Source organism: Calothrix rhizosoleniae SC01 (assembly GCF_900185595.1).
GTDB lineage: Bacteria > Cyanobacteriota > Cyanobacteriia > Cyanobacteriales > Nostocaceae > Calothrix_A > Calothrix_A rhizosoleniae.
Genome location: NZ_FYBH01000059.1, coordinates 1 through 24,844 on the forward strand (window position 1 = coordinate 1; position 24,844 = coordinate 24,844).

Sequence of the window (24,844 nt, forward strand, 5' to 3'; positions counted from 1 at the left end):
TCCTTCACTCTTTCCCTCTTTCCTTCCTTCCCTCCTTCACTCCTTTCCTCTTTCACTCCTTTCCTCTTTCACTCCTTTCCTCTTTCACTCCTTTCCTCTTTCACTCCTTTCCTCTTTCACTCCTTTCCTCTTTCACTCCTTTCCTCCTTCCTTCTTTCCTTCTTCCTTACTCCAACTCCTTTCCCATTTGTCGAATTTGCTGTTAATTTTTTAGTTGTTGGGGTTTATTTTTGCTCAAAAACCACTAACAACTTTTTTAAAATGCTGGCTATTTGTAAAACCATCCGACAAGCGATCGCTAATTGGTGGTCTGAGTTCACTCTCCAGACCAAACTTTTAGCTGCCGCCACATTAGTAGTATCTTTGGTCATGAGTGGTTTGACCTTTTGGGCGGTAAACACCATTCAACAGGATGCCCGCCTCAACGATACCCGCTTTGGTAGCGATTTAGGACTACTCCTTGCTGCCAATGTCACACCTCTGGTTGCTGAGAATAATCTGACTGAAGTCGCTCAATTTTCTCGACGCTTCTACAGCAGTACCTCCAGCGTCCGCTACATGCTCTATGCCGATGAAACAGGGAAAATATTTTTTGGTATTCCTTTCCTCAATCCAGAAGTGGAAACCTCTCTAACCATTGAAAGGCGAATTAAACTACCAGCTAACTATGCCTCCCATGGGGGTAAACCTATGGTGCGTCAACACATGAGTCCTGGTGGCATAGTAACTGATGTGTTTGTTCCCCTGGTAGTTAATCAAAAATATTTTGGTGTGTTGGCAATTGGTATTAATCCCAACCCCACAGCCGTCATTTCCTCTAATTTTACCCGTGATGTGACCATCGCAGTTTTCATCTCCATTTGGGTAATGGTAATTTTAGGAGGAGTCATTAATGCTTTAACTATTACCAAACCCATCAAAGAACTATTGGGAGGAGTCAAACAAATTGCCAGTGGCAATTTTAAACAGCGTATTGACTTACCCTTAGGCGGAGAATTAGGAGAATTAATTTTCAGCTTTAATGAAATGGCAGAGCGTTTAGAAAGCTATGAAGAGCAAAATATCGAAGAATTAACTGCCGAAAAAGCAAAACTGGAAACCCTAGTGTCTACCATTGCCGATGGAGCGGTATTGATTGACAATAATATGCAGGTGATTTTGGTTAACCCCACCGCCAGTAAACTTTTTGGCTGGGAAAATACATCTGACATAGTCGGTAAAAATGTTCTCCATCATTTACCATCCGCAGTCCAAACAGAAATTACTCGCCCCTTATACGAAATGGCATCGGGAGAATGTGACAGTGCAGAATTCCGCATCCTCCTCAACGAGCCGAGAAATAAAGCTATTCGCATTCTTCTAACTACAGTCTTGAACTTACAAAGAGAAAGTATCAAAGGCATCGCCATTACCGTACAAGATATTACCCGCGAGGTAGAACTCAACGAAGCCAAAAGTCAATTTATCAGTAACGTTTCCCACGAACTCCGTACCCCTCTGTTTAATATCAAATCTTTTATCGAAACATTACATGAATACGGAGAAGATTTAGGTATAGAAGAAAGACGAGAATTTTTAGAAACAGTTAACCATGAAACCGATCGCTTAACACGCTTAGTTAATGATGTTTTGGACTTGTCCAAACTAGAATCTGGACGTAGTTATAGTTTACAAGGGATAGACTTAGCCCAAGCAATTGAGCAAACTCTACGTACATATCAACTAAATGCCAAAGATAAAGGTATTGAACTGATACAAGATATCGCTCCCGAATTACCTCCAGTGTTCGGTAATTATGATTTATTGCTGCAAGTATTAGCGAATTTAGTTGGGAATGCCCTCAAATTTACTAGAGCTGGTGGTAAAGTGGCTCTACGTGCTTATAAATTAGCTGCCCAACCAAACTTCCCTAACAGACAACATCAAGTCCGAGTCGAAATATCCGACACTGGTATTGGTATTGGCTCAGAAGACCAACAAGCTATTTTTGCCCGCTTTTTCCGAGTAGAAAACCGAGTTCATACTTTGGAAGGTACTGGATTAGGGCTATCAATTGTCAGGAATATCATTGAAGAAAAACACCAAAGTAAAGTTCACTTAGTCAGTGAAGTTGGGATTGGTACAACCTTCTGGTTTGATCTCAATGTGTTTGACGAGCAAGATACATCTACATTACTAGAAGCAACAGATGATGGAGAGCTTTCTGTAGCCAAAGATTGAACTAAATAACTTTCTTCTACCTCAAAATTCTCAGAGTTCCATTCTGTTGAACTAAGACCAATTTGAAAAATGATTGCGACAGATTCACAATCCAAAACCTAAAATCCAAAATAATATAACCTCAATCTACCAAAGCAAATGTGGCTCTTAGCCCAGCTAAAAGACACATTTTATTGCTTTAAGTATGAAATCCAACCTTGACACTCTCACCATCAACCCTAGGGCGTGTGATGGGAGATTCTTGCTTCATCGGGTTTGTCTAGTTCTAAGTTGTCATTACTTATTACTTATTACTTGTTACTGGCGCGTAGCGCTATATATAGCGGTAATGCACACACTTAGAAAACACATCAGCTTCTTTACAACAATGCCTGATTTAAAATATTTATCCACAAATGCCTGAGATTTACTATAATTACAATCATGAAGTCAAAATAATTAATATAAAAATAATTAATCATTGACAACTGACTGTAAACTATTAAACCTTTTCTAGCTGTTGGGATTGAGCTGGGCATTCAAACTTATACCCAACACCCCTTACAGTCTGAATTAATGCAGGTTGAGCAGCATCAGCTTCAATCTTCTTACGAATTTGACCAATATGTACATCAACAACTCTTTGGTCACCTACATATTCATAATCCCAGACTTCCTGGATCAGTTCAGCTCGTCGCCACACACGACCGGGATGGCTAGCTAAAAAATGTAATAAATCAAACTCAAGTGCAGTTAAAGAAATTGGCTGACTATTTAAAGTCACTTCTCGGCGCACTGGATCAATCATCAGTTTTTCAAATACCAGACGTTTTTGCTCTGCTGTTGTTACAACTCGCTGGCGACGCAATATAGCGGCAACTCTGACTTCTAACTCTCCCAAACCAAAAGGCTTGGTCAGGTAATCATCCGCACCTTTAGAAAAGCCACGAATTTTATCAGCTTCATCAGCACGGCTAGTGAGCATGAGGACAAAAACCCCATTGCGACTTTGCATCTCTTGACATAAATTAAAACCGATAACATCTGGTAAGTTGACATCAAGAACAACCAGATCTGGATTAAACTGCTCAAATAAAGCTAAGGCAGTCTTACCATCTTCGGCAGCCTCCACCTGGTAGCTTTGTTTCATCAAAAAGCGTTGGATTAAATTCCGAACCGCAGGGTCGTCATCAACAACAAGAATCTTGGCTGGAGCCATGACTATCACTTTAAACAAACATTCATTAGGATTAACAGACGGATTTAGTATGAACCACTGTTTCCATTGAGGAAACAATTAATCAACTACAGGAGCAAAATCGTCATTCTCTGACCTCCGAATCATAGCTTAATTCGGATAACAGCCTGATGTACATAAATGGATCCTGTAGTGCATTGTGGTTCCTGCACTTATTTAATTTTGTTTCCCTATTATGATAGGTACATTAGTTACCAAACATCATTGGAGTAAGCTAAGTTACTTAACGAGTTCAGTTATATTACTGTGGAAAACCATTCAATTTTAAATCTATATGCGACTTGATGGCACAATTTACTGACAGGATAAAGGAATTATTTCGTAATCAAGGTAGTGTAAATTGCCAAATAGGAAACAAAAAGCTAACTTTTTCATAAATTTAAAGACCTATGAAAATTTTTTTTACTCAAATTCTAGAGTAAAGCTCTAGCTAGTCAACGACATGAGGATATACACTGAGTTATAACAATATGTTAAAGTGACTATAGTTAAAATTACTATTTTGGTCAATTTAATCCGTGCTACTATCCCATTAGGGTGTCAAAATCTGACGGAATATTAGCTTTCGAGCCAATTAAAACATTAATTTGTTTTTTCTGCAAAGATCAAAGATTGCCGACGATAGAGGCAGAAGTAATAAACTCCCATGAGCGATCAAAATCCCTACGAAACACTTGGGGTATCAGAAGAAGCTACTTTCGATGAAATTCAAGATGTTCGCAGTCGTCTACTGGAAGAACACAGTGACAATGGTAAGCATCTGGAAATGATTGAAGCTGCCTATGATGCAATTTTAATGGAACGCCTACGAATGCGCCAAGAAGGTAAGATTAAAGTGCCCGAACGCATTCGTTTTCCAGAACGCCTAGTTCAAGCGTTGCCGAAAGAAACATCAACCCCACGCGAACAGTCCCCTGCATGGCTACAAAACATACTGACCCAACCTTCAACTACGGATATACTGCTGCCTGGAGCATGGTTTTTAGGCTTAAGTGCTATTAGTGTGTTTTATCCGGCTGGAGGTGACTCAATGCTACAGCTGGTATTGATTGTTGGTGTAGGAGTCAGTGTTTACTTTCTTAATGTTAAAGAAGGCAAGTTTGGCAGATCTGTTTTATTAACTTTGCTGACTCTTATCGTTGGTTTAGTTGGTGGAGGAATAGTTGCTAGTTGGCTTTCTCCCCAGTTAATATCTCTAAACTTACAACCAAATCAGTTTTCTACAGTAGTTAGTTTTATTTTGTTATGGCTGGTTAGTAGCTTTTTACGTTGATAAATTAATTATTGATTATGTACGGGTGTGGTTAATGGGTGGTTGATTGGGCATCACCCATTAACCACTTATTACACTGTCTGTAATGAATATTCTTGAATTAGGTTCACAGCTGAACTAAAATCTCGCACAATTAAGTCGGGTTGCTCGAATTCTAATTTTGAGCGATCGCGGATACCACATTCCACAGCAATTACTTTGATTCCATGTCTTTTTGCTGCTGCAATATCTGCTTCCGTATCTCCAATCATCCAAGTATCATAAGCTGCTGGTAATTCGTTTAAAGCCCGTGACATTAGCAATGGTTTGTCCTCTACATCACGGGTTTTGATGTAATCGTTACTCAAGCAATAACGACGATTATCTGGGAAAAAACTACCTAAATCATACTGATTGAAAGCATAATTTAACTCCCTAACTCGGCGCATGGTCATCACGACTAAATCTATACCCGCCCGCTTAATTTGAGCCACGGCTTCCACCGCACCCGATGCCAAACAATCATATTGGAAGTAGGGTTGGGTATGCACGGTTTGTCGCCGCATTTGGGAAAAGGTTTCGGCTTGAGCTGCATCTAATCCAGAAATAATTCCAATCTGCGTTTCTGAAATGCGCGATCGCTTCAATCGCCAGAATTCTGCTTTTGTTAATTTTTTAACCCTTTGCTCCCGATTACGGGTTTTTTCTAAACAAATTTGATAAACGCGATAATAACGTTCAGATACATCAATAATGGGGCCGTCAAAATCTGTAATTATTCTTAACATTTTTTTGTAATGTAAATTTAATTAACAGATTAGCTCAGTTACAATTGTGTTTCACTTTTAAATATTTGATAAATATAATTATATATTATTAATTATTCTTCATAAAACTTTAAGTATCAGAGAACAGAAAGCAAAATAAACCTGGATGGAGATTTGCCCTCCAAGAATTTAGACGTTAAGCTTTAAACCTCAAGGGCAGATAAAAGCGCTCCAGATTTAGCTAGGAGTGCAACTAGCCTCTCGTCCTCGTAATTGAGACTGATATGTGGACGGTTGGTTTCCCAGGCATAAAGGAGGCAGTGCGTTGGGTGGTAAGCCATTGCGGTGGACGGGTTTCCCGGCATAAAGCAAGTGGCGCAACCCGGAGGGATTCCCCGACTTGTAGCAACTGCCGTCAACTGCCGTCAACTGGCACAACTCGAAGGGAGACACGGAGAGAAATGCTTTTTTAACCAGTATAGCGATCGCGATAGTAAGCTAGAATCTGTTCCATTTGTGGAGCAACATCTTCAGCATAATTAACCCATAAACCAGCAATTTGGCTTTTTTTGTAAGCAAATTGTGGGGATGATTGAGGGATTAATTCCACCTCCACCCCTTCTAATTGCCTTAAATGAGCTGCTATCTCTCGATAGACAGCTAAAGGTAGATTAGCCAATTCAATTTTTTCTCTTGTCTCCATATTTATGAAAAATTTGGTTGATTGTTAGAGTAATACTAACTTAACGAATTATTCGTTTTTATTGAAGCTTTTTCGGTTGATTTAGATTCAGCCTTCCCTTCTCCTACCCTTTTCGCAACTTCAATCCCAAATTGTTCAAAAATTACCGTAGGTTCAGAACCTTCATTCATTTCAATCCGTTTAATGGATACACCATTTGCCAATCTTTCTCCCGCCCTTACATAACGGCTGGTAGATTCATCTGGAACTTTAATAATAGCTTGAGGTTCTGTGCCAATTAGTACCACCCCTGAAACAAACACACCTTGAGCCAGTGTTGGTTGCGGTGGTGGTGGTAATACTGATACCAATTTCGGGCTGGGAACTACCTGAGGTAGGACTTTTGGTAATACAGGAGTTAATTTTGGTTTCTTCTGTGTTGCCGAATTAAGAACTTTTTTATTTGTTGCTTTACTTATTTTGCTAGGTTTTTGATTGCGAATAATTAGCTTAGGCAAAACCGGAACTGTTTTTTCTTAGTGGTTGTTCTTGTCCGATTAGCAAAAATGGGAACTACTTGCCCATCAATTTTGGCAAACGGATCTGAGCGACCTTTGGATACCACCGCTTCCCGTTCTTTGGCATTGGTAATTTCAATCAGATTAGATGCTGTTGCAGCAGCTATTAATGATTCATTTTTACTTGGAACTACCGGATTTTTAAAACCTTGGGAAGGTATTTTTTTAGTATTTTGGGATGTACTAGTTGATGCCGGAGGATTGCTAGATTTTTGCTCACTGTCTGAAGAACAGGAAGCAATGACCAAAGATAAAATAGCAACTAACGTAATTTTGAAATATTTGTTGTATATGCCCATTAGCTGTTCTCAAAAGCTATAGGAAATTTTGCTTTGAAATCTACCGAATGAAATTTGTTTCAAAGGTGAGTTCCGATTCTGTTATAACCTAACTTTTTCTATATTGATTAGCAATTTATATAGTTACAACCATATAAAATTCAAGTGAAAGTAATTTTTGCAATTAATCATCTGCCAAACTCATGATGTGTTTCAACGAGTCCACCCCCTTTTTGACTCTGCGAGAAACCGTAACCACGCTAATACCTAAAAGATCTGCAACTTGTTTTTGTGTTAAATCGTGCAGAAACACAAACTCTAAAACTTCACGGGTACGTTGTTCTAGTTGTACAAGTCCTTGTTGGAGTCGAAGTCGATCCTCTTGTGCAAGTTGAAAACTACGGTAACGGGGATCCGGAACTATTTCCCCTAAACAGATAGAACCTTCTTCACCATCTTGAATCGGTACATCCAGGCTTAGAGGAGAGCGATTTGCCCACGCTAACTTTATTTCCTGCCATTCTGCTGGAGAAATCTCTAGAGCCGTTGCTAATTCATGATCAGTGGGTTGACGATTATATTTCTCTCGTAAAGAACGAGAAACCCCTATTGCTTGTTGTTGTAATGCTAACCAACGTCGAGGGATACGTACAGTAACACCTTTATCTCGTAAATAATGTTGAATTTCACCACGAATGTAGGGAATGGCAAAGGAACTGAAGGCATGACCTTTAGTAATATCAAATTTTTCAATTGCCCGAATTAACCCCAGACAGCCTACTTGCAGCAAGTCATCATAGCTTTCATGGCATTGATTCATCCAATAGTAAGCTTCTTTTCGTACCAGTCCAAAATTAAGTTTTACTAATTGGTTACGAATGTTTGCCGTACGAGATTCCTGATATTCTCGCAACAACTGCCAAATTTCATGTTTCAGTTCATTGGTAACTGTGGTTGGCATAGCACCGTGTATTAATTAATTTATTGGTAAAGAACACTTCTGAATATAATTTTGCGAGTATATGCTCGCAGGAAAACCAGCTACCCTTTGTAGATTTTGGCTTGTATGATATGTGGCCAGATCTCTAACAAAAGTTAACTTGACAAATCAATTAAATTGAGTGAAGAAGATAATTTTGGATTTGCTGTAGTTTTTTCTTGACTACATAGGAACAAGATAGAAAAGTTGTTACTAAAGTAAGAACCGAAATTGTACTTAATTTGAGCAATGGATAATGAAGTTCAGGTATGAATTGCAAATGAAAGGCATTAATATTTATTTTTTTATATTATTGCAGTTTAACAAAAAGTTTTAATTATAAAAAAATCCAGCTTATTTTATGAAAAGAAAAACCCCTTCTGGTGTAGAAATCAGCCAGAAAGGGGAATAAAAATTTTATTCGCTATCCAATACAAATTTGATTTAAGCGTCAGATGGTTCTATACGGGCATAAAATAAACCACGAATTTTGACATCTTCGGGTTCATCAGCACCTAAATCAGTATCAGAGGGTTGTATGCTCTCAAAAGTACCGGCAATTTCACCTGTAGAACTATCTACCTTCGCAACTGACATAGAAATCTCGCCATCTAACACAGAAAACTTCTTGACATTAGCACTGGAATACTCGGTGTTATCAGCTTCAGCAGGAAGAGCTACTGCATTGTCATAACCAGTAGCCAAACCACGACCTTTGGGGTCGAGGAATGTAGCACCACGATAGGAGGGTACTCGGAAGGAGCCTGTAAAATCAGTGGAAGTATTAATACTGGTTAAATCGGACTGTGTTTTAGCAACTAAGCCTTTAATAGTAAATAAGAAAGGAATACTTTCACCACCAGGAAGTCCAACCGTAATTGCTTGGAAGTCCAGTCCATCTTTCTCTTCAAAGGTAAGACTCTTGTCTTCGTTAATATTTAAAGGACCTTCGATATTCAGCAAAGAGTAAGCTTTAGTTGAGAAACTTAATAGTCTCCCAGGAACAAATTTTGCTTCTTGTCGCTTATTTACTGGTTCTTCCTTCACAAAGAAGTTAGTAGGTTCTAAACACATATCCCTGATAACGTAGGACTGACTATCATCAAGAGGGATGGAACCGCGACTAATTTCTGATAATTGGGGGCATTTGTTAGCTAAACCACTGCCTTTAATCTGTTCATAGGTTAGAAATTCAGAATTAGCAATGTCATCTGCGGGAGAAGCACTACAAGCGGTTAGAAAACCGATACATACAGCAACGAGTGCAATAATTAGAGCACGAAACCTCATGGTCAACCTCAATCTCAATCTCAAAAATTAGTATTTAAGTTGTAAAACTGAACTACAGTATTTATCTCTTGTGAGAATTTTACCTCTAGAATAACCATGCTATGCAAAGGTTGTTTCTGGTGTATACACCCTTGAATAGGGGTAAAACCATCAGTTTCACTATTGGTGACATTTGGGTGCGTAGATAAGTACGCTGCAACACACAACTCTATTAGGGATTACCTATAAAAAGGAAACTGTAATAAGTACCTGCTTGAGGTCAAGTTTTCTTATTGGGTCTTCTTTTTATCTTAGATCATATGTTGTATATGTCTTGTCACTACATATGTCCCATGATGTTATGGGTTATTCAGCCAGATCATACGATTTTTTCTAGCTCAAAATCAAAGTAGTCTGGTATTTACCTATAATTTTGCGATCACACTCTAGGATTATAGAGTGAATAAATAAGCAAAAACCCATTGCAAAAATGTGTTAATTACTACTTGTAATCCAGGTATGTAAACTAGATATATATGAACGGGGGGATAGGGAATAGAGTGTCTGACTTTTCACAAAAATTCCGCTCAACACCTGTAAAGGCAAGGGGTAGGGGATAGGGTGTAGGGTGTAGGGAAAAGAAGAAAGTCTTGCTATACTCTACACCCACCCCGTTGGGGCTTGGTCATTGTCTAACCATTAATTGGGTTTTTTCCTTGGTTAAGTTCCAGAGAAAACAAATAAGATAAAACAATTTCGATAAATTTGATTAAATTTTAGCTAACATCACATCCTATGAACCAAGGTATTAAAGTTGATTCTGAGAGTTTTAATCATCGATTACAAGAGATAGTGACTGCGGTATATAACGCAGCCGACGATTGTCAAGGAGATGCGATCGCTCTGTTGGCTTTATTGAGGCAGTTAGAATATTTACATAAAGAAATACGCGATTGTGCTTTTCAAAATAGTTTACCTAATAACCGCCAAGCACTTTATGCACTCCTAAAAGATATTGAATCTGAAGGCGGATGGCCTTATATAGAACGAATGAAATTGCAAAAATTTTTAATTAATTTAATACCAGATGATTATAGTAAAAATACTGATAATGGCTTAGTGAACGATCAACCACCTAACTAAGAGACAAGGAAGAGGACAAGGGGCAGGGGGCAGGGAGCAGAGGGGAGAAACCCATGCGTAAATGTAGATAGGGGCTTGAATTCCTTTTCCCTTACTTTTCCCTTACTCCCTGCTTTCTGCTCCCCAGCCTCTTATTCTCCCCCAATCTAGCCTTTCCCTGGAATTTGATCACAGAGTAAGCGTTCCTTCTGTTCTACATTGTGGTTATGCTGGAGATAATTCTTGACCCAGCTACAACCACGCCCTAACAAATCGTTAATATCCAAATTCCATAAAATAATCTTATTATCACCACTAGCAGAAGCTAAGGTTTGACCATCAGGGCTAAAACTAATACTCAAAACTGGACTGGTATGACCATTGAGAGTTTTAATTAATTTGCCATGCAAACTCCATAATTTAATTGTCCTATCCCAACTAGCCGCCGCCAAAATTTCTCCATTGGGACTAAAAGTCACAGCATTAACACTATCACTGTAACCCTTCAGCAAAGTCTTTAATAGCTTGCCATCCCAACTCCAAAGTTTGACAGTATTATCCCAACTAGCAGAAGCTAATAAACGGTCAGTAGGACTAAAGCTGACACCTAATACCCAGCTTTTATGGGGGGACAAAGTTTTTAATAAAGTTCCATCCTGTCGCCAGAGCTTAACTGTTTGATCGTCACTGGCAGAGGCAATTATGCGACCATCCAAGCTAAAACTGACATTATTTACTCGATCTTCATGTCCGATTAAACTACTAATTAAGTTACCCTGCAAGTCCCAAATATTCACGGTTTTGTCCTTACTTGCTGATGCGATGAATCTACCGTCGGGGCTAAAAGTAACGCTGAGAATACTATCTTTATGACCTTGTAAAGTTTTGAGTATTTGCCCATCCTTACGCCATATTTTGATAGTTTTATCGTAGCTAGCAGATGCTAATATCTCACCATCTGGGGAGAAACTCACACTAGAAACTCCATCTGCATGTCCGACCAAACTTTTATAAAGCCTGGTTGCCACTTGTTGATGATCACCTAAATATCGCTGCCAAAGTTTGATAGTTTTATCCCCACTACCGGAAGCTAAAAATTTACCATCTGGACTCCAGTTAACACTCAAAACTTTATCTGTATGTCCTTGGAGAGTAGGTAGTTGAGGAGACTTTAAACTCCAAATTTTAATACTCTTGTCATAACTGGCTGAAGCTAATCGTTGACCATCTGGACTAAAGGATAAACTAGCGATCGCACCACTATGTCCTCTTAAGGTTTTGACTAAAGCACCATTATTAACGTTCCACATCTGGACTATGTTGTCATCACCTCCAGAAGTCAGATATTCACCATCAGGACTAAATTGGAGACTCCAAATCACACTAGTATTGGGTTTGAAAGTTTTGTTGAGACGAAAACTGGCAAATTTACCTGGGTGACTATTTTCTCTAGACCAAATTTTTACCATCTGATCCCGCCCCGCTGTTGCTAGGGTTTGACTATCCGGACTAAAAGTAACAGTAGTCGCACCACCTGTGTGTGCTGCTAAAGCAGTGACAAACCTACCATCCCGTCGCCAAATTTTCACAGTTCCGTCTTCGCTAGCTGATGCCAATAATTGACTATCAGGACTAAAGCTAACCCAACTGACCCAATCTTTATGTCCGTGGATAATTTTGATCAGGGTGCCATTCACATCCCACAGGTTAATTGTGCCATCCTTATTAGCCGTCGCCAATAATTTGCCATCTGGGCTGAAACTGACACCATAAATCCAATCTCCATGTTTTGTTAACGTTCTTTGGGGCTGGGCAATAAATTCTCCCGTTATGGGACTCCTACGCCAAATTTGTACGGTTTTATCTAAACTAGCAGAGGCTAAAGTTTGGGAATCTGGGCTGAAACTTAAACTTGTCACCGCATCATGATGACCATTGAGGGTTTGTAATAAAGTCCCATCCGGTCGCCAAATCTTGATCGTCCGATCGCGACTACCAGAAGCAATTAATTGACCGTCAGGACTAAAACTAACTCCCCAAACAACCTTACTATGTGCTTCTAAACGGTTGATTTCTTTGACTCCATACACCGCCTGTTTGAGGGCACTAACCACCCGCATCCGTGTTTCTGGTTCTACCTTTTGTGATTGTTGTAGTTGTCGCCAAGCACGTATACTTTCTAATAAAGCATCAAACTCCTTATGAGAGACAAATAAAGCCTCTGAAGATGCTGTGATCGCACTAACTTTCAAATTACCTTCGCTACTTGTAGCTCGTATACTTTGGCGCATGGCAGCCCTTTTTTGTAAATCAGCTTGCCACCATAAACCAGCGATCGCTGATGACATCATTGCCAAAACTATACCCACTATCCGTGCTTCTTTTAGCCGCTTTTGCAAAACCTTGGTCAATTGATTTTGACTAACTTTTTGAGCAATTTCTGCTTGACTTTTTTCCAGTCTTACCCTTTCTAATTCTGCGACCATGCCGTGAGTTTTTTTCTGGCGGATCGGTTCTACCAGGTAATCATGGACTAATTGATAGCGATCGCCAGATACTTCTCGCATTTGCAGTACTAAACCAGAATCGACTAAAATTTCTAAAATTAATTCCCATGAGTAATTACATTTATTCGCCGCATCGGGATTGGTAATAATGGCTAATGCCAATTCTGCTTTAGTTTTCAGGGGTCGCGTCCCTTTGCGATCAGTTAACTCAAACAGTAATTGCCAACTTACATCTTCATTTTCCCTTCCACAATCTTTAATTACTTCCTCCAACCATCGAGCTACAAGTTTCTTGGCTCCACCGCTACGCTGATATTGGTTGAATGTGGTGATGTTTTCTGTTTGTAGTTGAGCGCCTACTATCTGTAATTCAATGGGGCGTACTTCTCCACTACTATTGGCTAGATCTGCAACTAAGTGCTGAATTAATTCATCACTCAATTCAAAATGAGAACTTTGGGTCAGACTATGAACAATTCTTTGGGCATCCAGAGTTGAAAAATTACCCAAATAGTAGCGAATATCTTTATCTAAAATATTTTTGTTAATGACTCCGAGATTGCTATCAGCATTATTCTTACTGATGCTTAAGCGTTCAATTTCTAGTAAATAATGTAAATAATCTTCCCGCAGGGAAACCATTACTTTTACATAAGGAATATTTAAACATTCACAAAATAAATCATAAAATTCCTGCCTCTGGGTTTCATTTTTAATCACAAAAAATAATTCTTCAAATTGGTCAAATACTAAAACTACGGTGTGATGATTGTCTGTTAATAATCGCAGCTTTTCCAGAATAATCTCAGGTGAAATTTCTAAAGATATGGCTAAATCTGTTTGTGCCAAAGCTTGATTTAAGCTCCGCCCCAAGTTTGCGACCCATTCACCATAGGCAGATAAAAGGATCGGTAAAGGAATACGCCCACCAATAACTTTTTGCTTTAAAGCAGGTACTAAACCAGCTTTGAGAATAGAACTTTTTCCTACCCCAGAAGGTCCATGAATAATTGTCAGTTTGTAGTCAGCACGGCTAATTCTTTCGATTAATTGACTTACATCTTGTTGCCTTCCAGAAGTAGCAATTTCCTGTGCCACATCCTCAGGCATAAAGGATATATTTGGTGTTTGTAATACCGGATTAATTCTGTACCTTTGGGGCTGTAATTGATTAGCGCCAATAAAGGCACGAAAACCATACTGATGTTCGATCTGAATTTTTTCTTGTTTGAGTCGAAAAGCTTCTAAATAATTATGGCGCTCACAGAAATAGAGATTTCTTAACTCCTCTACAATTTCCAGATACAGAGATGGTTCATACTGTAACTCACAAACCACTCTCGCCCATTCTAAATTATTCACCGCGTCTTCCCACTCCCCTAAATGGCGTTGGGCGCGTCCCAATAGTAAAAGATAACTACTTTCCTGTTGTCGGGAAACACCTGAAGTGGCTTCTGATAAAGAAAGAGCTGTGTTGGCTAATTCATAAACTTTTAGCCAGTCAGACTTAGCAGCAGCAACAGCAGCTAAAAATCCATAATCTTGGGCAATTTGTGCTTTTTGCTGGTTTTTTTGGTGCAGTTTCCTGGCAACTTCAGCTACTTGGGCTAACTCATCCCACATTTCCAGTTTTTGTAACATTTCGCAGACAGGCACAATAAATTTGGCAACCAAATCTGTTTGATGTACTGTTTGCAAAACACTCACACATTGTTTAAACCACAAAAGGGCTTTGTGCCAATGGGTATGACTTTTACCTGGTTGTAAATCAGCCATGCGTCGGTAGCATAAACCCAAATGAAATAGTACTATTGCCTTACGAACAATAGGACAATTTAATTGCTGATGGTCGGGAATATTTTCCTGTTGACGGACTTCCTGCTGCCAAATTTCTAAGCTGCGGTGGAAATGGGTTAAAGCAGAATCAATCTCATCGTTACCATAGCCATCCCGTCCTAAAACAACCTCCAAACTGGCTTCTAATTTGGGTGATAATTTAACCCCATAAAGTCGTAATAAATCGTTGCGTGCTGACTCAATTTCTCGCCGATGTTGGGATGAAGGAGCTAAATCAAGGGCAGCATTAGATAAAAATTTGTCGGCTCCTGCGGCTAAAATTTGGGAGAAAAGATTTTCTGTTTGTTGTTGGACTAAATCAACTAACTCTGCTTGCTCCATTTCAAATTTGATGGTGGTTGCTGCCCAACTTTTAAAATCTGGAGCCAGTCGAGATAAAGATGTGGCAACTTCGTCTGTAAGCCACAATATGATCGGAAAAGGGAAAGTCGCAGAATAAATATCTCGTGCTTGGTTAATCCCAGTCAGTAAATCCTCTAGAAATAAATTGGCATCTAAACCAAGTACTGTGACTGCCGATGGTAAAGAATCTGTAGCGACGGCAGGATGATCTAAATATAATTCTCTAATAATAGTGGTGTGGAGTACTGTAGTGGATGGCTCCAGAAATATTTCTCGTAAATATAAGCCTTTGGTGACGGCACGAAGATTTTCCAACATCCTCTCGCGCAAGTGCCGATAATTACAACGGATGAGAATCAAGGCAAATTGACCTTTGGAAAGTTCGATCGCTCGAATTAACCTTTGCAATGAACGCTGATTATTGGTAACAACGCTTGCTGTCGTTAGTTTTCGATCCGTCATAACTTAAAATCTGCCTACATCAACGAAAATTGGATTCTAAAAAATATAAGTTTTGGCGATGGGGTGGTTCGCCAGAGAATCAGTTAAGGCTTTCTCCGATAAATTATGTTGCCGCCAAGAAATAACTTTTTCTGTTTCTGCTAAGACTGGACTAATGCCAAACCATCTACCCTTGCGATCGCGATATTCAAAGACAAACATGCTCCGCAACAATCTTTGATATTCGGCTTCCCCTTTCAAGCTTTGATGGTGGACTACTTCATAGAGCAATTCCCACTCTTCCTGATTAATTGCTAACAGTAAGTCGTCACGATAGTCTTTAATTACTGCTTCTAAGCAATCTCTCTCAAATGGGGGATCTTGTCTTTGTAAACAGCTATACAGTAATCCTAAGAGGTTACGAATATGACCACCACTAATTCGACATAAACGATCTAAAGTCTCCTGATGATCGAATAACTCTGGGATCAATTTCAATCTCTCATGGGGACTAACTTCGGGGAAGGCTCTAGTCAGCAGCAATTGGCGCAATAGAGAAATTCCTGGTTCGTGATCCCTGCTGTTTCTTTGTCGCACTTGCACCATTGGTAATACCTTGGGAGCAATACCTCCTCCCAAGCGATTTTTCAGGGCTGCGTACTCTTTGGAAAAAATTAGAGCCAGGGGAATTGTATATACCAGGTGACACTTCAGTCTACGTAACTGCTCCCCACGGTCGATAAATAAATATTCAGGTTGCGATCGCCCGGAGGCTAGGGGACGCATATCCACCCGATCTAAATTATCAATGATAACTACTAGCCCTTTTTGACCCCGTTTTTTTAAGAGTTCAACTGCTTTTTCTAGTACCTCTTCATTAATTGCTTGCAAAATACTATTTGTACGTGGTTCTAAGTATTGCCGCAATTGATGGCGCATTTGAGGACTATCCTTGGCTTTAGAACCAATTTTGGCAATACCCATAGATAACTCAAAGTCAGTAATCGGCATTTGCAAGACTTCACCAATTTCTTGAAAGAGATTGACGAAATAACCAGGTCTCAGATTAATACCTATTTCTTCTAAGCTGATACTTACCTGACGAGCCACACTCAGCAGAATATCGCTAATGTCAATATCCGCCATGTCTAAATCTTGGCTAGATTCAAAATAAACCACATGAAATCCAGCCAATTCTAATTCCGACTTCAGACGTTGCAATTCAGTGGATTTACCACAACCAATATGACCTGTGAACAGTTGGCAAGTCGGTTCATCTGGAGAAATCCGGGTTATGGTACGTTGCAATTCTTCCACTATCTTGCAGCCACGGACATCAGCAAAATCGATATAGTACTGCCGATCATTAACGTCACCCATCACCAGAGTTTTACTGGGATTACAGGCTTTAAAAAAGCGTGACAAATTCAGTGTTGTTTTCATGTAGATGCAAATAAATTTGTATTCTATATACAAATGTTCTGAGTACTGAAGAAATTAAGTAGTTTATTTTTGTTTTGTTACTTTATTAACTAAGTGATTTCTGACTCATCCCTGAAATATTGAACCTCAAGTTGTGCGTATCAATAGAGCTAGATATTTCTCTCTTGCTAGGACTCCATACATCTAATTTTTCGATTGACATTTAAAATTTTAACCGGCGAAATTACTTCTATATATTGGTTCCATACAGTAAGTATTGCTAAATTATTTGCCCAGTCATCCAGAAAATTTTATTGTCATCACCAATTAACCAGGAATTAAAGCAATTATTTTGTATTTTGTCAACTGCCTAAGGGAATATCTTTGAATTTTAGTATTTGTCATTATTAATCTAACAATTATGTTTAAAAGGATACTTTATAGATATAGAAAATGCGACTTGATAGGAGTTTTTTTTATTGCAACCGAGAAAGTACGGATAAATTAATCTGAGTTTGACCGAAAAAGAAAAGGATACAAGCCCCCAAATTTATTTGTGGAAAAATTAGAGATAATTGTGCCGCGATGTATCAGCACTCTTTCGCAATCATTCCTTTCTTGATGCAGTCGTTCATGGGAGAGACCCTCTTTCTGCGTGCTGCTCTCTACATTCATGTATGGGGTTTTTCCTCTACCTATTCCTGACGGTTTTCATCCAGAGCAATGGGGATAATCCTCGTGTTTATCCCATATAAGTGGGTTAATCTGTGGAAAATTTTCCTGGGTTTGGCAAACGGAAACTTAGTGCTTATACCGATGACATTACCCACAAAAAGCTATATTACAATTTAGTGATTTAGTAGATCCGACTTTTCCCCTACACCCCGTTTATATATGTGTAAATTTTTTCATTCACCTACTTGGGTGGCATAAAATATGATCTAATAAGTACAATTTGCGTATTGTTGCGCTAAAGTATTACTACTAGCCTACAAAGGAGCAAATTAGCACTCTCCACAGCGATGGCTGTTTGTAAAATGACCCATTAATTTGAACTGAAAACACGAAGAGGTTTACATGGCTGGGATGTTATCAGTTTCCCGCACAGAGTTAGCCCAACGTCGAAAAAATTTACGTCGGCGGCAACAAATCAAAATCTTTCAGTCTGTTTGGCGTACCTTTGCTGTTACTAGCTTGGCAGGAGGGTTATTATGGATTGCAATTCAGCCAATGTGGGTACTGAAGACATCTAAAGATATTGCCATATCTGGGAACAAAATCTTTTCTGATGAATCTATCCAGTCTCTAATATCTTTACCCTATCCTCAATTTCTACTGAGGGTGAAACCCTCCCAAATAGCTCAATCCCTACAGAAACAACCAATTATTACCCATGCAAAAGTCAGTCGTCGTCTCTTTCCTCCGGGTTTAAAAGTACAAATTACAGAAAGAACTCCAGTCGCTCTTGCTCAATTACCTCAGCCATCTGGGACAAAAAAACAGAAAGCATCAGTTGGTTTACTAGATGCAACTGGCTTGTGGATTCCCCTCAAACAATACACATCACGCAATCCCCACCTACAATTACCTAAGCTGAAAATTATTGGATTCCCCAAAAAATATCGTCCCTTCTGGAAGCAAATTTATCCATTAATTCAACAAAGCCAGATTAAAATCACAGAAATTAATTTCCAGGATCGAACAAACCTAATCCTCAAAACAGAATTAGGTGAAGTCCATCTTGGCGCACCCAGTGAGCAATTGTCAGAACAAATAAAACTTCTCCCTCGATTACGAGAATTATCTGGAAAAGTTCCTTCTCAAGGAATTGATTATATTGACTTAAAGAATCCTCGGTCACCAATAGTACAAATGAATGTGCAAAAACAGACTATTGATGAGAAAAAACAAAAGACCAATAAATAAGTCTTATATTTATTCTTGAGATTAATTTAAGATACTTGCCTTTTCATCTAACCAAATAAAAAATATTGCCCGCTTCTATTTAAAATAACTAAGAATACCTGTAAAACCTCTCCCCTAGAGAGAAGTTCTTGTCTCTTTTTTCTTGTATTATGGTTAGCTGTTTGAAAAATGGGAGTAGGGAATGAACAAGGTATAGGGTATGGGGAACCCCGTACTTAAAATAAGGGACTTGCATCCAGATTTCGGTGCTAATTCTTCCCCGACACCCTACACACCACACCCCCCCGAAAAGGCTTGGTCAATAGTACTGAGGAGGAATATGTGATTTATGACGCTTCCCGTCAAGCTGCGCTTTTCTTTAATGCCCGCAGGGCTATACATAAGTAATCAAACAAAAATATTTACCATTATTACAAACTACGCGAAATAATCCTAACCCTTGCGACTGCTTCGTTTCACTTCGTTACATTCGCAATGACATTGTGTAATTAATTATGTTTAACTACTTACTTAATTATGAAGAAAATATTGTCTAGGGGAAATTGCCTGAAAAATATATGCCTACTTTCTTCAGTATTGCCCTATATTGCTGAAGATAGCCTCTAAATCATGTTATTATCCAATTCCATAATACTCTAGGAGTTTTGATAATATTTGTTAATTAAATTTAGTTTAAAGATATTCTATGCAGCCATTATTTACCCATAGATAGTCGTAATATAGTTTACTTCAAGTTAATTACCCCTTTCTAATACATATTGTTCCCCGTGGGATGATGGTCAGGAGGAGCGGTTCAGTAGTATCTCTAACAATTACAAAACTATGCAAATGATTAGGAAGCAGACAATTGACAAACACAGCTAGATATGCAAAAAACAAGTAGTTTTTGACAGATTATCTGGCAATGCTCACACTGATAAAAAAAATTAATTATGTTGTTAATTTATACCAGTACTTACAGTTGAATACGAAAAAAGACAAAGTTATTCTAATAATCCTATCAATTGTAAAATAAGTGACATGCCTCAATTCTGTATCAAAGGGCAACTAACTATAAACATTATTTGGGAGTAATACAGGGTTCAATAGTATTAACATCAAAACAATAGACAATTTTTTCCGAGCTGCTTGCTGTTATACAAGTCAATTTTAGGTAAATATAGGTATACTTCTCTAGAACTTAGCTATGTAAATAGGTGTACTGTTCACATCTGTAATATAGTCAGCTTGCAAATTACTAATACCAATTTAGGTACAAAGTAGCAAGAAACATCAATAACCGAGCCATATTATTGTGGCAACCTCAAACTATAGTTGCATCTTAAGTTAAACACACCGAAAAAAAGTCGTTTATCCACCTTTGTAAATCCAATGACACTTGATAATAACCAAGAATTGAGCTATGAAAATTCTCAACATCCTGGACAGCCAGGATTTTCGTTAGCAGTCAACAATAGTAATCCCTTTAACCATTCTGGATTAAGTTTAGGGCAAGATCGCGATAGCCAGAAAATTCCCAATGAAGATCCGCAAATTAGTGACATTATTCCTGGTCGAGTTGCCAATATTAAGGTGATTGGTGTCGGTGGTGGCGGCGGTAATGCGGTCAACCGCATGATCGTCTCTGATGTAAATGGAGTAGAATTTTGGACGATTAATACTGATGCTCAGGCTTTGACCTTAGCCTCATCTCCCAGCCGATTACAAATTGGACAAAAGCTAACTAGAGGTCTAGGAGCCGGAGGAAACCCTGCCATTGGTCAAAAAGCAGCCGAGGAGTCACGGGATGAAATCGCGGCTGCTTTAGAAGGGGCTGATTTAGTTTTCATTACTGCTGGAATGGGGGGAGGTACTGGTACCGGAGCGGCTCCAATTGTGGCAGAGGTAGCTAAAGAAATGGGAGCACTAACGGTGGGTGTGGTGACTCGCCCATTTGTATTTGAAGGTCGTCGTCGCACTAATCAAGCCGAGCAGGGTATTGAAGGTTTGAAAAGTCGGGTAGATACACTGATTATTATCCCCAATAATAAATTGTTGGAAGTGATCCCCGAACAAACTCCAGTACAAGAAGCATTTCGTTATGCAGATGATGTTCTGCGTCAAGGGGTACAGGGTATCTCTGATATTATTACGATTCCTGGATTGGTAAATGTTGATTTTGCTGATGTGCGAGCAGTAATGGCAGATGCAGGATCGGCGTTGATGGGAATTGGTGTTAGTTCTGGAAAATCAAGAGCTAGGGAAGCAGCAGTGGCGGCAATTTCTTCTCCCTTACTTGAATGCTCAATTGAAGGAGCAAGAGGAGTTGTATTTAATATTACTGGTGGTAGTGACTTGACTTTGCATGAGGTAAACTCCGCAGCAGAGGCAATTTATGAAGTAGTAGATCCCAATGCCAATATTATTTTTGGAGCAGTCATTGATGATCGCTTACAAGGGGAAGTGAGAATTACGGTAATTGCAACGGGATTTACTGGGGAAATTCCTAGCCCACAGCAACAAAATACTGCCAATAACCGAGTGACTCCAGCGTCCTCTAGAAGAAAAGGAGCCCAGTCACAAACCCAGCCCCAAAAACAGTCACAGCCTACCAACAATTCTCCTAAACCAGTTACAGAACCGAAGGGTAAACCTGCCCTGGATATTCCTGATTTTCTCCAAAGAAGACGGACTCCACGCAATTAATATTTCAGTTTGCTGTAATTTACAGACATTTTCTTGTATCTACAAAATAGTTACAAGAAGTACCTTATTGTCATAAATCCACTAATTTTGCTGTGTTACTCTGTCAATAACCTGAGTTCCAAATTAAGATGGAACCCTGGTTATAGGGGTTGATTAATCCTAGTATCCGTCAATGTGTTTGGGTCGCTTCAGCCTGATAATGGTGAATAAAGCTCCTTAATCCGAATTGACGTTTCAATAATAAGTCTGAGCCTGCTAGATACAGGCTTAATTATTACTGTGGCGATTATTTTTGCTTACAGGTTATTTATATATAGCGCTACGCAATTAGAGTGCGGATATTGTTGAAGCAGTAAACTTATGAACTTGGAGTATCTCCGAAGTCATTCGGGCACGGCAAAGCCGAACGGAGAGGCTGCGTCAAGCCATTTTACGGCAGTTGCTTTATACCGGGGAACTCGTCCACTGCAATGTCTTACCATCCACCGCAATGGTTCACTTATTATTTAATTACTTGTCCGTAATACTAACAATTTAAATATACTCATACAGAAAATCAAATTGCTCCTCTCCCCAGCATGGTTCTGGCATCATCATCAACAATTTACTGTTAATATTATCTGCAATTTCCTCACTATCTTCTCTGTCAAATAGTTGTAATAAAACTTCCCAATCTCTTTCTCTTAAAGGCATGAGCGGTAGAGCATATGCTTCTACTTTTGCCTCATAAGTCATATTTTCTTGTTGAGTTCGTTCTGGTAAAAAAGTATTTATCACTGTTTATAAAAAAATATAATTTATTGATAGAGTAAGGAAAATTATGGATTATATACTCAATTATACTGATGAAATAAATAAATTTTGGTTTATACAAAAGGATATTTACATAATTTTTAATTAAAAAATACTTAGCTTTAAGCTATAGGAAGATTCTGATTGGCTAGTTGACAATCCAGTATTGGTGTGATGATAGTATTTCCACGTACCTCATCTAACTTGAAAATAGGGGTTAGGGGATAGGGAAGAGTTATTTTCATACTTGATGGGGAAAATTTTTTCATCAGGACTACCTCCTAGCTTTTACCACATAAAAAACTGCAACTGAGGCAATATCATTACTAAGACAAGATCATTATAGTTGATTTGGCAAGGCTTTAAACCCAGTTTCTTGGTAAAATCGCAGGATAAAAAAATTTAAAGGACTATCATGACTAGCGATCGCGACTATACATTAATTATTGATAAAAGTGGCAGTATGTCCACCCCTGACCAAGTTGGTGGTAAAAGTAGATGGGAAATAGCACAAGAATCTACCCTTGCTCTGGCGAGAAAATGTGAAAAATTTGATCCTGATGGTATCACTGTCTATGTATTTTCCGGTAGATTTAAACGCTATGATGAGGTAACTTCCGCTAAGGTTGCACAAATTTTTCTCGAAAATGACCCTTCTGGAACTACAAATTTAGCTGGTGTGCTCGAAGACGCAACTAATAATTACTTCCAGCGCAAAGCAAATGGTCAAACTAAACCCAACGGAGAAACGATTTTGGTCATTACTGATGGAGAGCCAAATGATCGCAAAGCCGTATTTAAGGTAATTATTGATGCTTCCAGACAAATGGAACGGGATGAAGAATTGGGAATCTCTCTCATTCAAGTTGGTTCTGATCCAGAAGCTACCAATTTTCTCAAGGCTTTGGACGATAAAATGGAAGGAGTTGGTGCCAAGTTTGATATTTGCGACACTATAACTCTGGATGACATGGAAGATATGAGTTTGGTAGAAGTTTTAAATAATGCAGTAAGCGACTGATACCAATTTTCCAAAATAAAACTATACATGGACAGCAGGGGGAGGTAGGGAGCAGGTAAGCCACTGCGTTGCTCGGGCTAAGCGCGTTGTAGCAAGTGGCGCAACCCGAAGGGGAGCAGGGGAAGAATTATCTGTAGCCAGGATTTAGAGAAATGGTATGAGTCAGTCCCAAAAGGTTTTGTCAGAAAACTCAGAGAACTCCAGAAAATATCCCTCAAGAATTTTTAATGGTTGACTGTTAACGGTTGACCAGAAGAAGCAGGGGGAAAAGGTTCAGTCTTATTGGGGGAATGCCGTTTTCCCCTGCCGTGGAGCGTAGCGAAAACTTGGTTTCAAGCCCTCCGAAGTTGCTCTTGGTGGGAAACCCACAAAACCGCACTGCTCTCTATATTTATTTATATATGGGGGTATATATGGGGTTTCTCCCTTGCTCCCCGCTCCCCTGCCTCTTCCTGACTTGCGCGTAATACCATCATTTCCTCCCTAGCCATCTAAACAATATTTGTTATATATATAACTAAAATCAAAAAAAATAGTTAAAAATAACTAGGATATCATGATTGATAGATTGAGGGCTAGAGGATGTTGTTAGAAGATCGGGACTACACCTTAATTATTGACAAAAGTGGTAGTATGGCTACCACAGAGCAAAAAAATGGTAGAACTAGATGGGAAATACTACAAGAGTCTACATTTGCTTTAGCTAGTAAGTGTGAATATTTCGATCATGATGGTATTACCGTTTATGTATTTTCTAATACATTTCAAAGGTATGATCATGTGACATCAGCGAAAGTAAAGCAGGTATTTGCAGAACATCAACCTGGCGGTACAACTAATTTAGCAGGTGTATTACAAAACACAATTAATAATTACTTTCAACGTAAGGTAGAAGGTAAAACCAAGAAGAATGGAGAAATCATTCTAGTTGTCACTGATGGTGAACCATGCGATCGCCAAGCGGTAATTGAAACGATAATTAATGCAACTCAGCGTATTGATCGACCTGAAGAGTTAGGTATTTCTCTGATTCAAGTTGGCTCCGATCCCAATGTCACTAAATTCTTTACTGCCTTGGATGACTTGTTGCCAACCATTGGTGCAAAGTTTGATATTTGCGATACAGTAACTCTAGATCAGATAGAAGAGATGAGCCTTGTAGATGTTTTGATGAATGCACTTATTGATTAAGCAATTTAATTAACTATACCTGTAATTGTTAACTCACGGTTCGCCCATTTTTTGTGAAGTTAGAGAAATTGATAAATAACGTGAGGATAGGGATTTGGAGTCAATCAGGTTTTTTTGGTGGCATTTGGAGAAAAAATTAATACGCTTCCTTGGGCTCACAATCTAAATCAAACGCTAAAACCCTGATTATTTAGGGTCTGCTGAATAACTGAAAAATATTGATTTATCAATGCTTTGAGGCTATTTTATTGGGGAGGGGCGTGCAAGGAAATTAGG

General features: G+C 38.9%; 19 protein-coding genes. 7 read left to right on the plus strand and 12 right to left on the minus strand.

Annotated elements, in window-relative coordinates; genetic code table 11:
• The first annotated feature begins 261 nt into the window (after positions 1 to 261).
• Positions 262 to 2,220 carry a two-component system sensor histidine kinase NblS gene (gene nblS / locus CALSC_RS03380; RefSeq protein ID WP_088240011.1) on the plus strand — a complete coding sequence of 653 codons (1,959 nt, stop codon included), beginning with the start codon at positions 262 to 264 and terminating at the stop codon, positions 2,218 to 2,220.
• Positions 2,221 to 2,701: 481 nt separating this feature from the next.
• Here nblS and CALSC_RS03385 read toward each other — a convergent pair whose 3' ends face one another.
• Entirely contained in the window at positions 2,702 to 3,418 is a 717-nt protein-coding gene (locus CALSC_RS03385) for a response regulator transcription factor (protein WP_088240012.1), read from the minus strand.
• A gap of 685 nt (positions 3,419 to 4,103) precedes the next feature.
• Between CALSC_RS03385 and CALSC_RS03390 the strand changes: the two genes are divergently transcribed.
• The gene (locus CALSC_RS03390; RefSeq protein WP_088240013.1) at positions 4,104 to 4,730 is read left to right on the plus strand and encodes a CPP1-like family protein; all 627 of its coding nucleotides are present in this window, start codon (positions 4,104 to 4,106) and stop codon (positions 4,728 to 4,730) included.
• Positions 4,731 to 4,801: 71 nt separating this feature from the next.
• Here the strand turns inward: CALSC_RS03390 and CALSC_RS03395 are convergent, their stop codons facing one another.
• The 7 genes from CALSC_RS03395 to psbO form a co-directional block, all read right to left on the minus strand.
• On the minus strand, positions 4,802 to 5,497 hold the full coding sequence (locus CALSC_RS03395; protein ID WP_088240014.1) for an HAD family hydrolase: 696 nt from the start codon (positions 5,495 to 5,497) through the stop codon (positions 4,802 to 4,804).
• 216 nt (positions 5,498 to 5,713) lie between these two features.
• Positions 5,714 to 5,929: a hypothetical protein gene (locus CALSC_RS25735; protein ID WP_143288136.1), complete on the minus strand. Its 216-nt coding sequence runs from the start codon at positions 5,927 to 5,929 to the stop codon at positions 5,714 to 5,716.
• A 16-nt stretch (positions 5,930 to 5,945) separates the two neighbouring features.
• Positions 5,946 to 6,179, minus strand: a complete 234-nt coding sequence (locus tag CALSC_RS03400; RefSeq protein ID WP_088240015.1) for a hypothetical protein — start codon at positions 6,177 to 6,179, stop codon at positions 5,946 to 5,948.
• A 35-nt stretch (positions 6,180 to 6,214) separates the two neighbouring features.
• The gene (locus CALSC_RS03405; protein WP_235006669.1) at positions 6,215 to 6,676 is read right to left on the minus strand and encodes a hypothetical protein; all 462 of its coding nucleotides are present in this window, start codon (positions 6,674 to 6,676) and stop codon (positions 6,215 to 6,217) included.
• Positions 6,664 to 7,035: a hypothetical protein gene (locus CALSC_RS03410; RefSeq protein ID WP_088240016.1), complete on the minus strand. Its 372-nt coding sequence runs from the start codon at positions 7,033 to 7,035 to the stop codon at positions 6,664 to 6,666. Before CALSC_RS03410 ends, CALSC_RS03405 begins: the two co-directional genes overlap by 13 nt.
• 163 nt (positions 7,036 to 7,198) lie before the next feature.
• The gene (locus tag CALSC_RS03415; RefSeq protein WP_088240017.1) at positions 7,199 to 7,975 is read right to left on the minus strand and encodes an RNA polymerase sigma factor SigF; all 777 of its coding nucleotides are present in this window, start codon (positions 7,973 to 7,975) and stop codon (positions 7,199 to 7,201) included.
• A 462-nt stretch (positions 7,976 to 8,437) separates the two neighbouring features.
• Positions 8,438 to 9,283 carry a photosystem II manganese-stabilizing polypeptide gene (psbO, locus tag CALSC_RS03420; protein ID WP_088240018.1) on the minus strand — a complete coding sequence of 282 codons (846 nt, stop codon included), beginning with the start codon at positions 9,281 to 9,283 and terminating at the stop codon, positions 8,438 to 8,440.
• Positions 9,284 to 10,057: 774 nt separating this feature from the next.
• Between psbO and CALSC_RS03425 the strand changes: the two genes are divergently transcribed.
• Positions 10,058 to 10,405, plus strand: coding sequence for a hypothetical protein (locus CALSC_RS03425; protein WP_088240019.1), 348 nt, complete (start codon positions 10,058 to 10,060; stop codon positions 10,403 to 10,405).
• A gap of 146 nt (positions 10,406 to 10,551) precedes the next feature.
• Here the strand turns inward: CALSC_RS03425 and CALSC_RS03430 are convergent, their stop codons facing one another.
• Together CALSC_RS03430 and CALSC_RS03435 are read right to left on the minus strand one after the other, a co-directional pair.
• Positions 10,552 to 15,552 carry a WD40 domain-containing protein gene (locus CALSC_RS03430; protein WP_088240020.1) on the minus strand — a complete coding sequence of 1,667 codons (5,001 nt, stop codon included), beginning with the start codon at positions 15,550 to 15,552 and terminating at the stop codon, positions 10,552 to 10,554.
• Between the two features lie 36 nt (positions 15,553 to 15,588).
• The gene (locus tag CALSC_RS03435; RefSeq protein WP_088240021.1) at positions 15,589 to 16,974 is read right to left on the minus strand and encodes a P-loop NTPase fold protein; all 1,386 of its coding nucleotides are present in this window, start codon (positions 16,972 to 16,974) and stop codon (positions 15,589 to 15,591) included.
• A 1,056-nt stretch (positions 16,975 to 18,030) separates the two neighbouring features.
• Between CALSC_RS03435 and CALSC_RS03440 the strand changes: the two genes are divergently transcribed.
• Together CALSC_RS03440 and ftsZ are read left to right on the plus strand one after the other, a co-directional pair.
• Positions 18,031 to 18,879 carry a cell division protein FtsQ/DivIB gene (locus tag CALSC_RS03440; protein WP_088240022.1) on the plus strand — a complete coding sequence of 283 codons (849 nt, stop codon included), beginning with the start codon at positions 18,031 to 18,033 and terminating at the stop codon, positions 18,877 to 18,879.
• 1,371 nt (positions 18,880 to 20,250) lie between these two features.
• Complete coding sequence (gene ftsZ, locus CALSC_RS03445) at positions 20,251 to 21,564, plus strand: cell division protein FtsZ (protein ID WP_088240023.1); 1,314 nt, start codon at positions 20,251 to 20,253, stop codon at positions 21,562 to 21,564.
• Positions 21,565 to 22,098: 534 nt separating this feature from the next.
• On the opposite strand, the gene CALSC_RS03450 is transcribed toward ftsZ, so the two are convergent.
• Together CALSC_RS03450 and CALSC_RS26230 are read right to left on the minus strand one after the other, a co-directional pair.
• On the minus strand, positions 22,099 to 22,341 hold the full coding sequence (locus CALSC_RS03450) for a hypothetical protein (RefSeq protein WP_327331052.1): 243 nt from the start codon (positions 22,339 to 22,341) through the stop codon (positions 22,099 to 22,101).
• 137 nt (positions 22,342 to 22,478) lie between these two features.
• The gene (locus tag CALSC_RS26230) at positions 22,479 to 22,625 is read right to left on the minus strand and encodes a hypothetical protein (protein ID WP_159460558.1); all 147 of its coding nucleotides are present in this window, start codon (positions 22,623 to 22,625) and stop codon (positions 22,479 to 22,481) included.
• A gap of 146 nt (positions 22,626 to 22,771) precedes the next feature.
• Here CALSC_RS26230 and CALSC_RS03455 point away from each other — a divergent pair, with 146 nt between their 5' ends.
• Both CALSC_RS03455 and CALSC_RS03460 read left to right on the plus strand, forming a co-directional pair.
• Positions 22,772 to 23,377, plus strand: a complete 606-nt coding sequence (locus CALSC_RS03455) for a vWA domain-containing protein (RefSeq protein WP_088240024.1) — start codon at positions 22,772 to 22,774, stop codon at positions 23,375 to 23,377.
• A 585-nt stretch (positions 23,378 to 23,962) separates the two neighbouring features.
• Complete coding sequence (locus CALSC_RS03460) at positions 23,963 to 24,568, plus strand: vWA domain-containing protein (RefSeq protein WP_088240026.1); 606 nt, start codon at positions 23,963 to 23,965, stop codon at positions 24,566 to 24,568.
• The last annotated feature ends 276 nt before the right edge of the window (positions 24,569 to 24,844 follow it).

Excerpts from the sequence above, each read along its gene's own strand:
- nblS (WP_088240011.1), top strand. The coding sequence starts at position 262 with ATGCTGGCTATTTGTAAAACCATCCGACAAGCGATCGCTAATTGGTGG.
- CALSC_RS03385 (WP_088240012.1), bottom strand. The coding sequence starts at position 3,418 with ATGGCTCCAGCCAAGATTCTTGTTGTTGATGACGACCCTGCGGTTCGG.
- CALSC_RS03390 (WP_088240013.1), top strand. The coding sequence starts at position 4,104 with ATGAGCGATCAAAATCCCTACGAAACACTTGGGGTATCAGAAGAAGCT.
- CALSC_RS03395 (WP_088240014.1), bottom strand. The coding sequence starts at position 5,497 with ATGTTAAGAATAATTACAGATTTTGACGGCCCCATTATTGATGTATCT.
- CALSC_RS03400 (WP_088240015.1), bottom strand. The coding sequence starts at position 6,179 with ATGGAGACAAGAGAAAAAATTGAATTGGCTAATCTACCTTTAGCTGTC.
- CALSC_RS03410 (WP_088240016.1), bottom strand. The coding sequence starts at position 7,035 with ATGGGCATATACAACAAATATTTCAAAATTACGTTAGTTGCTATTTTA.
- CALSC_RS03415 (WP_088240017.1), bottom strand. The coding sequence starts at position 7,975 with ATGCCAACCACAGTTACCAATGAACTGAAACATGAAATTTGGCAGTTG.
- psbO (WP_088240018.1), bottom strand. The coding sequence starts at position 9,283 with ATGAGGTTTCGTGCTCTAATTATTGCACTCGTTGCTGTATGTATCGGT.
- CALSC_RS03425 (WP_088240019.1), top strand. The coding sequence starts at position 10,058 with ATGAACCAAGGTATTAAAGTTGATTCTGAGAGTTTTAATCATCGATTA.
- CALSC_RS03430 (WP_088240020.1), bottom strand. The coding sequence starts at position 15,552 with ATGACGGATCGAAAACTAACGACAGCAAGCGTTGTTACCAATAATCAG.
- CALSC_RS03435 (WP_088240021.1), bottom strand. The coding sequence starts at position 16,974 with ATGAAAACAACACTGAATTTGTCACGCTTTTTTAAAGCCTGTAATCCC.
- CALSC_RS03440 (WP_088240022.1), top strand. The coding sequence starts at position 18,031 with ATGGCTGGGATGTTATCAGTTTCCCGCACAGAGTTAGCCCAACGTCGA.
- ftsZ (WP_088240023.1), top strand. The coding sequence starts at position 20,251 with ATGACACTTGATAATAACCAAGAATTGAGCTATGAAAATTCTCAACAT.
- CALSC_RS26230 (WP_159460558.1), bottom strand. The coding sequence starts at position 22,625 with ATGAAAAAATTTTCCCCATCAAGTATGAAAATAACTCTTCCCTATCCC.
- CALSC_RS03455 (WP_088240024.1), top strand. The coding sequence starts at position 22,772 with ATGACTAGCGATCGCGACTATACATTAATTATTGATAAAAGTGGCAGT.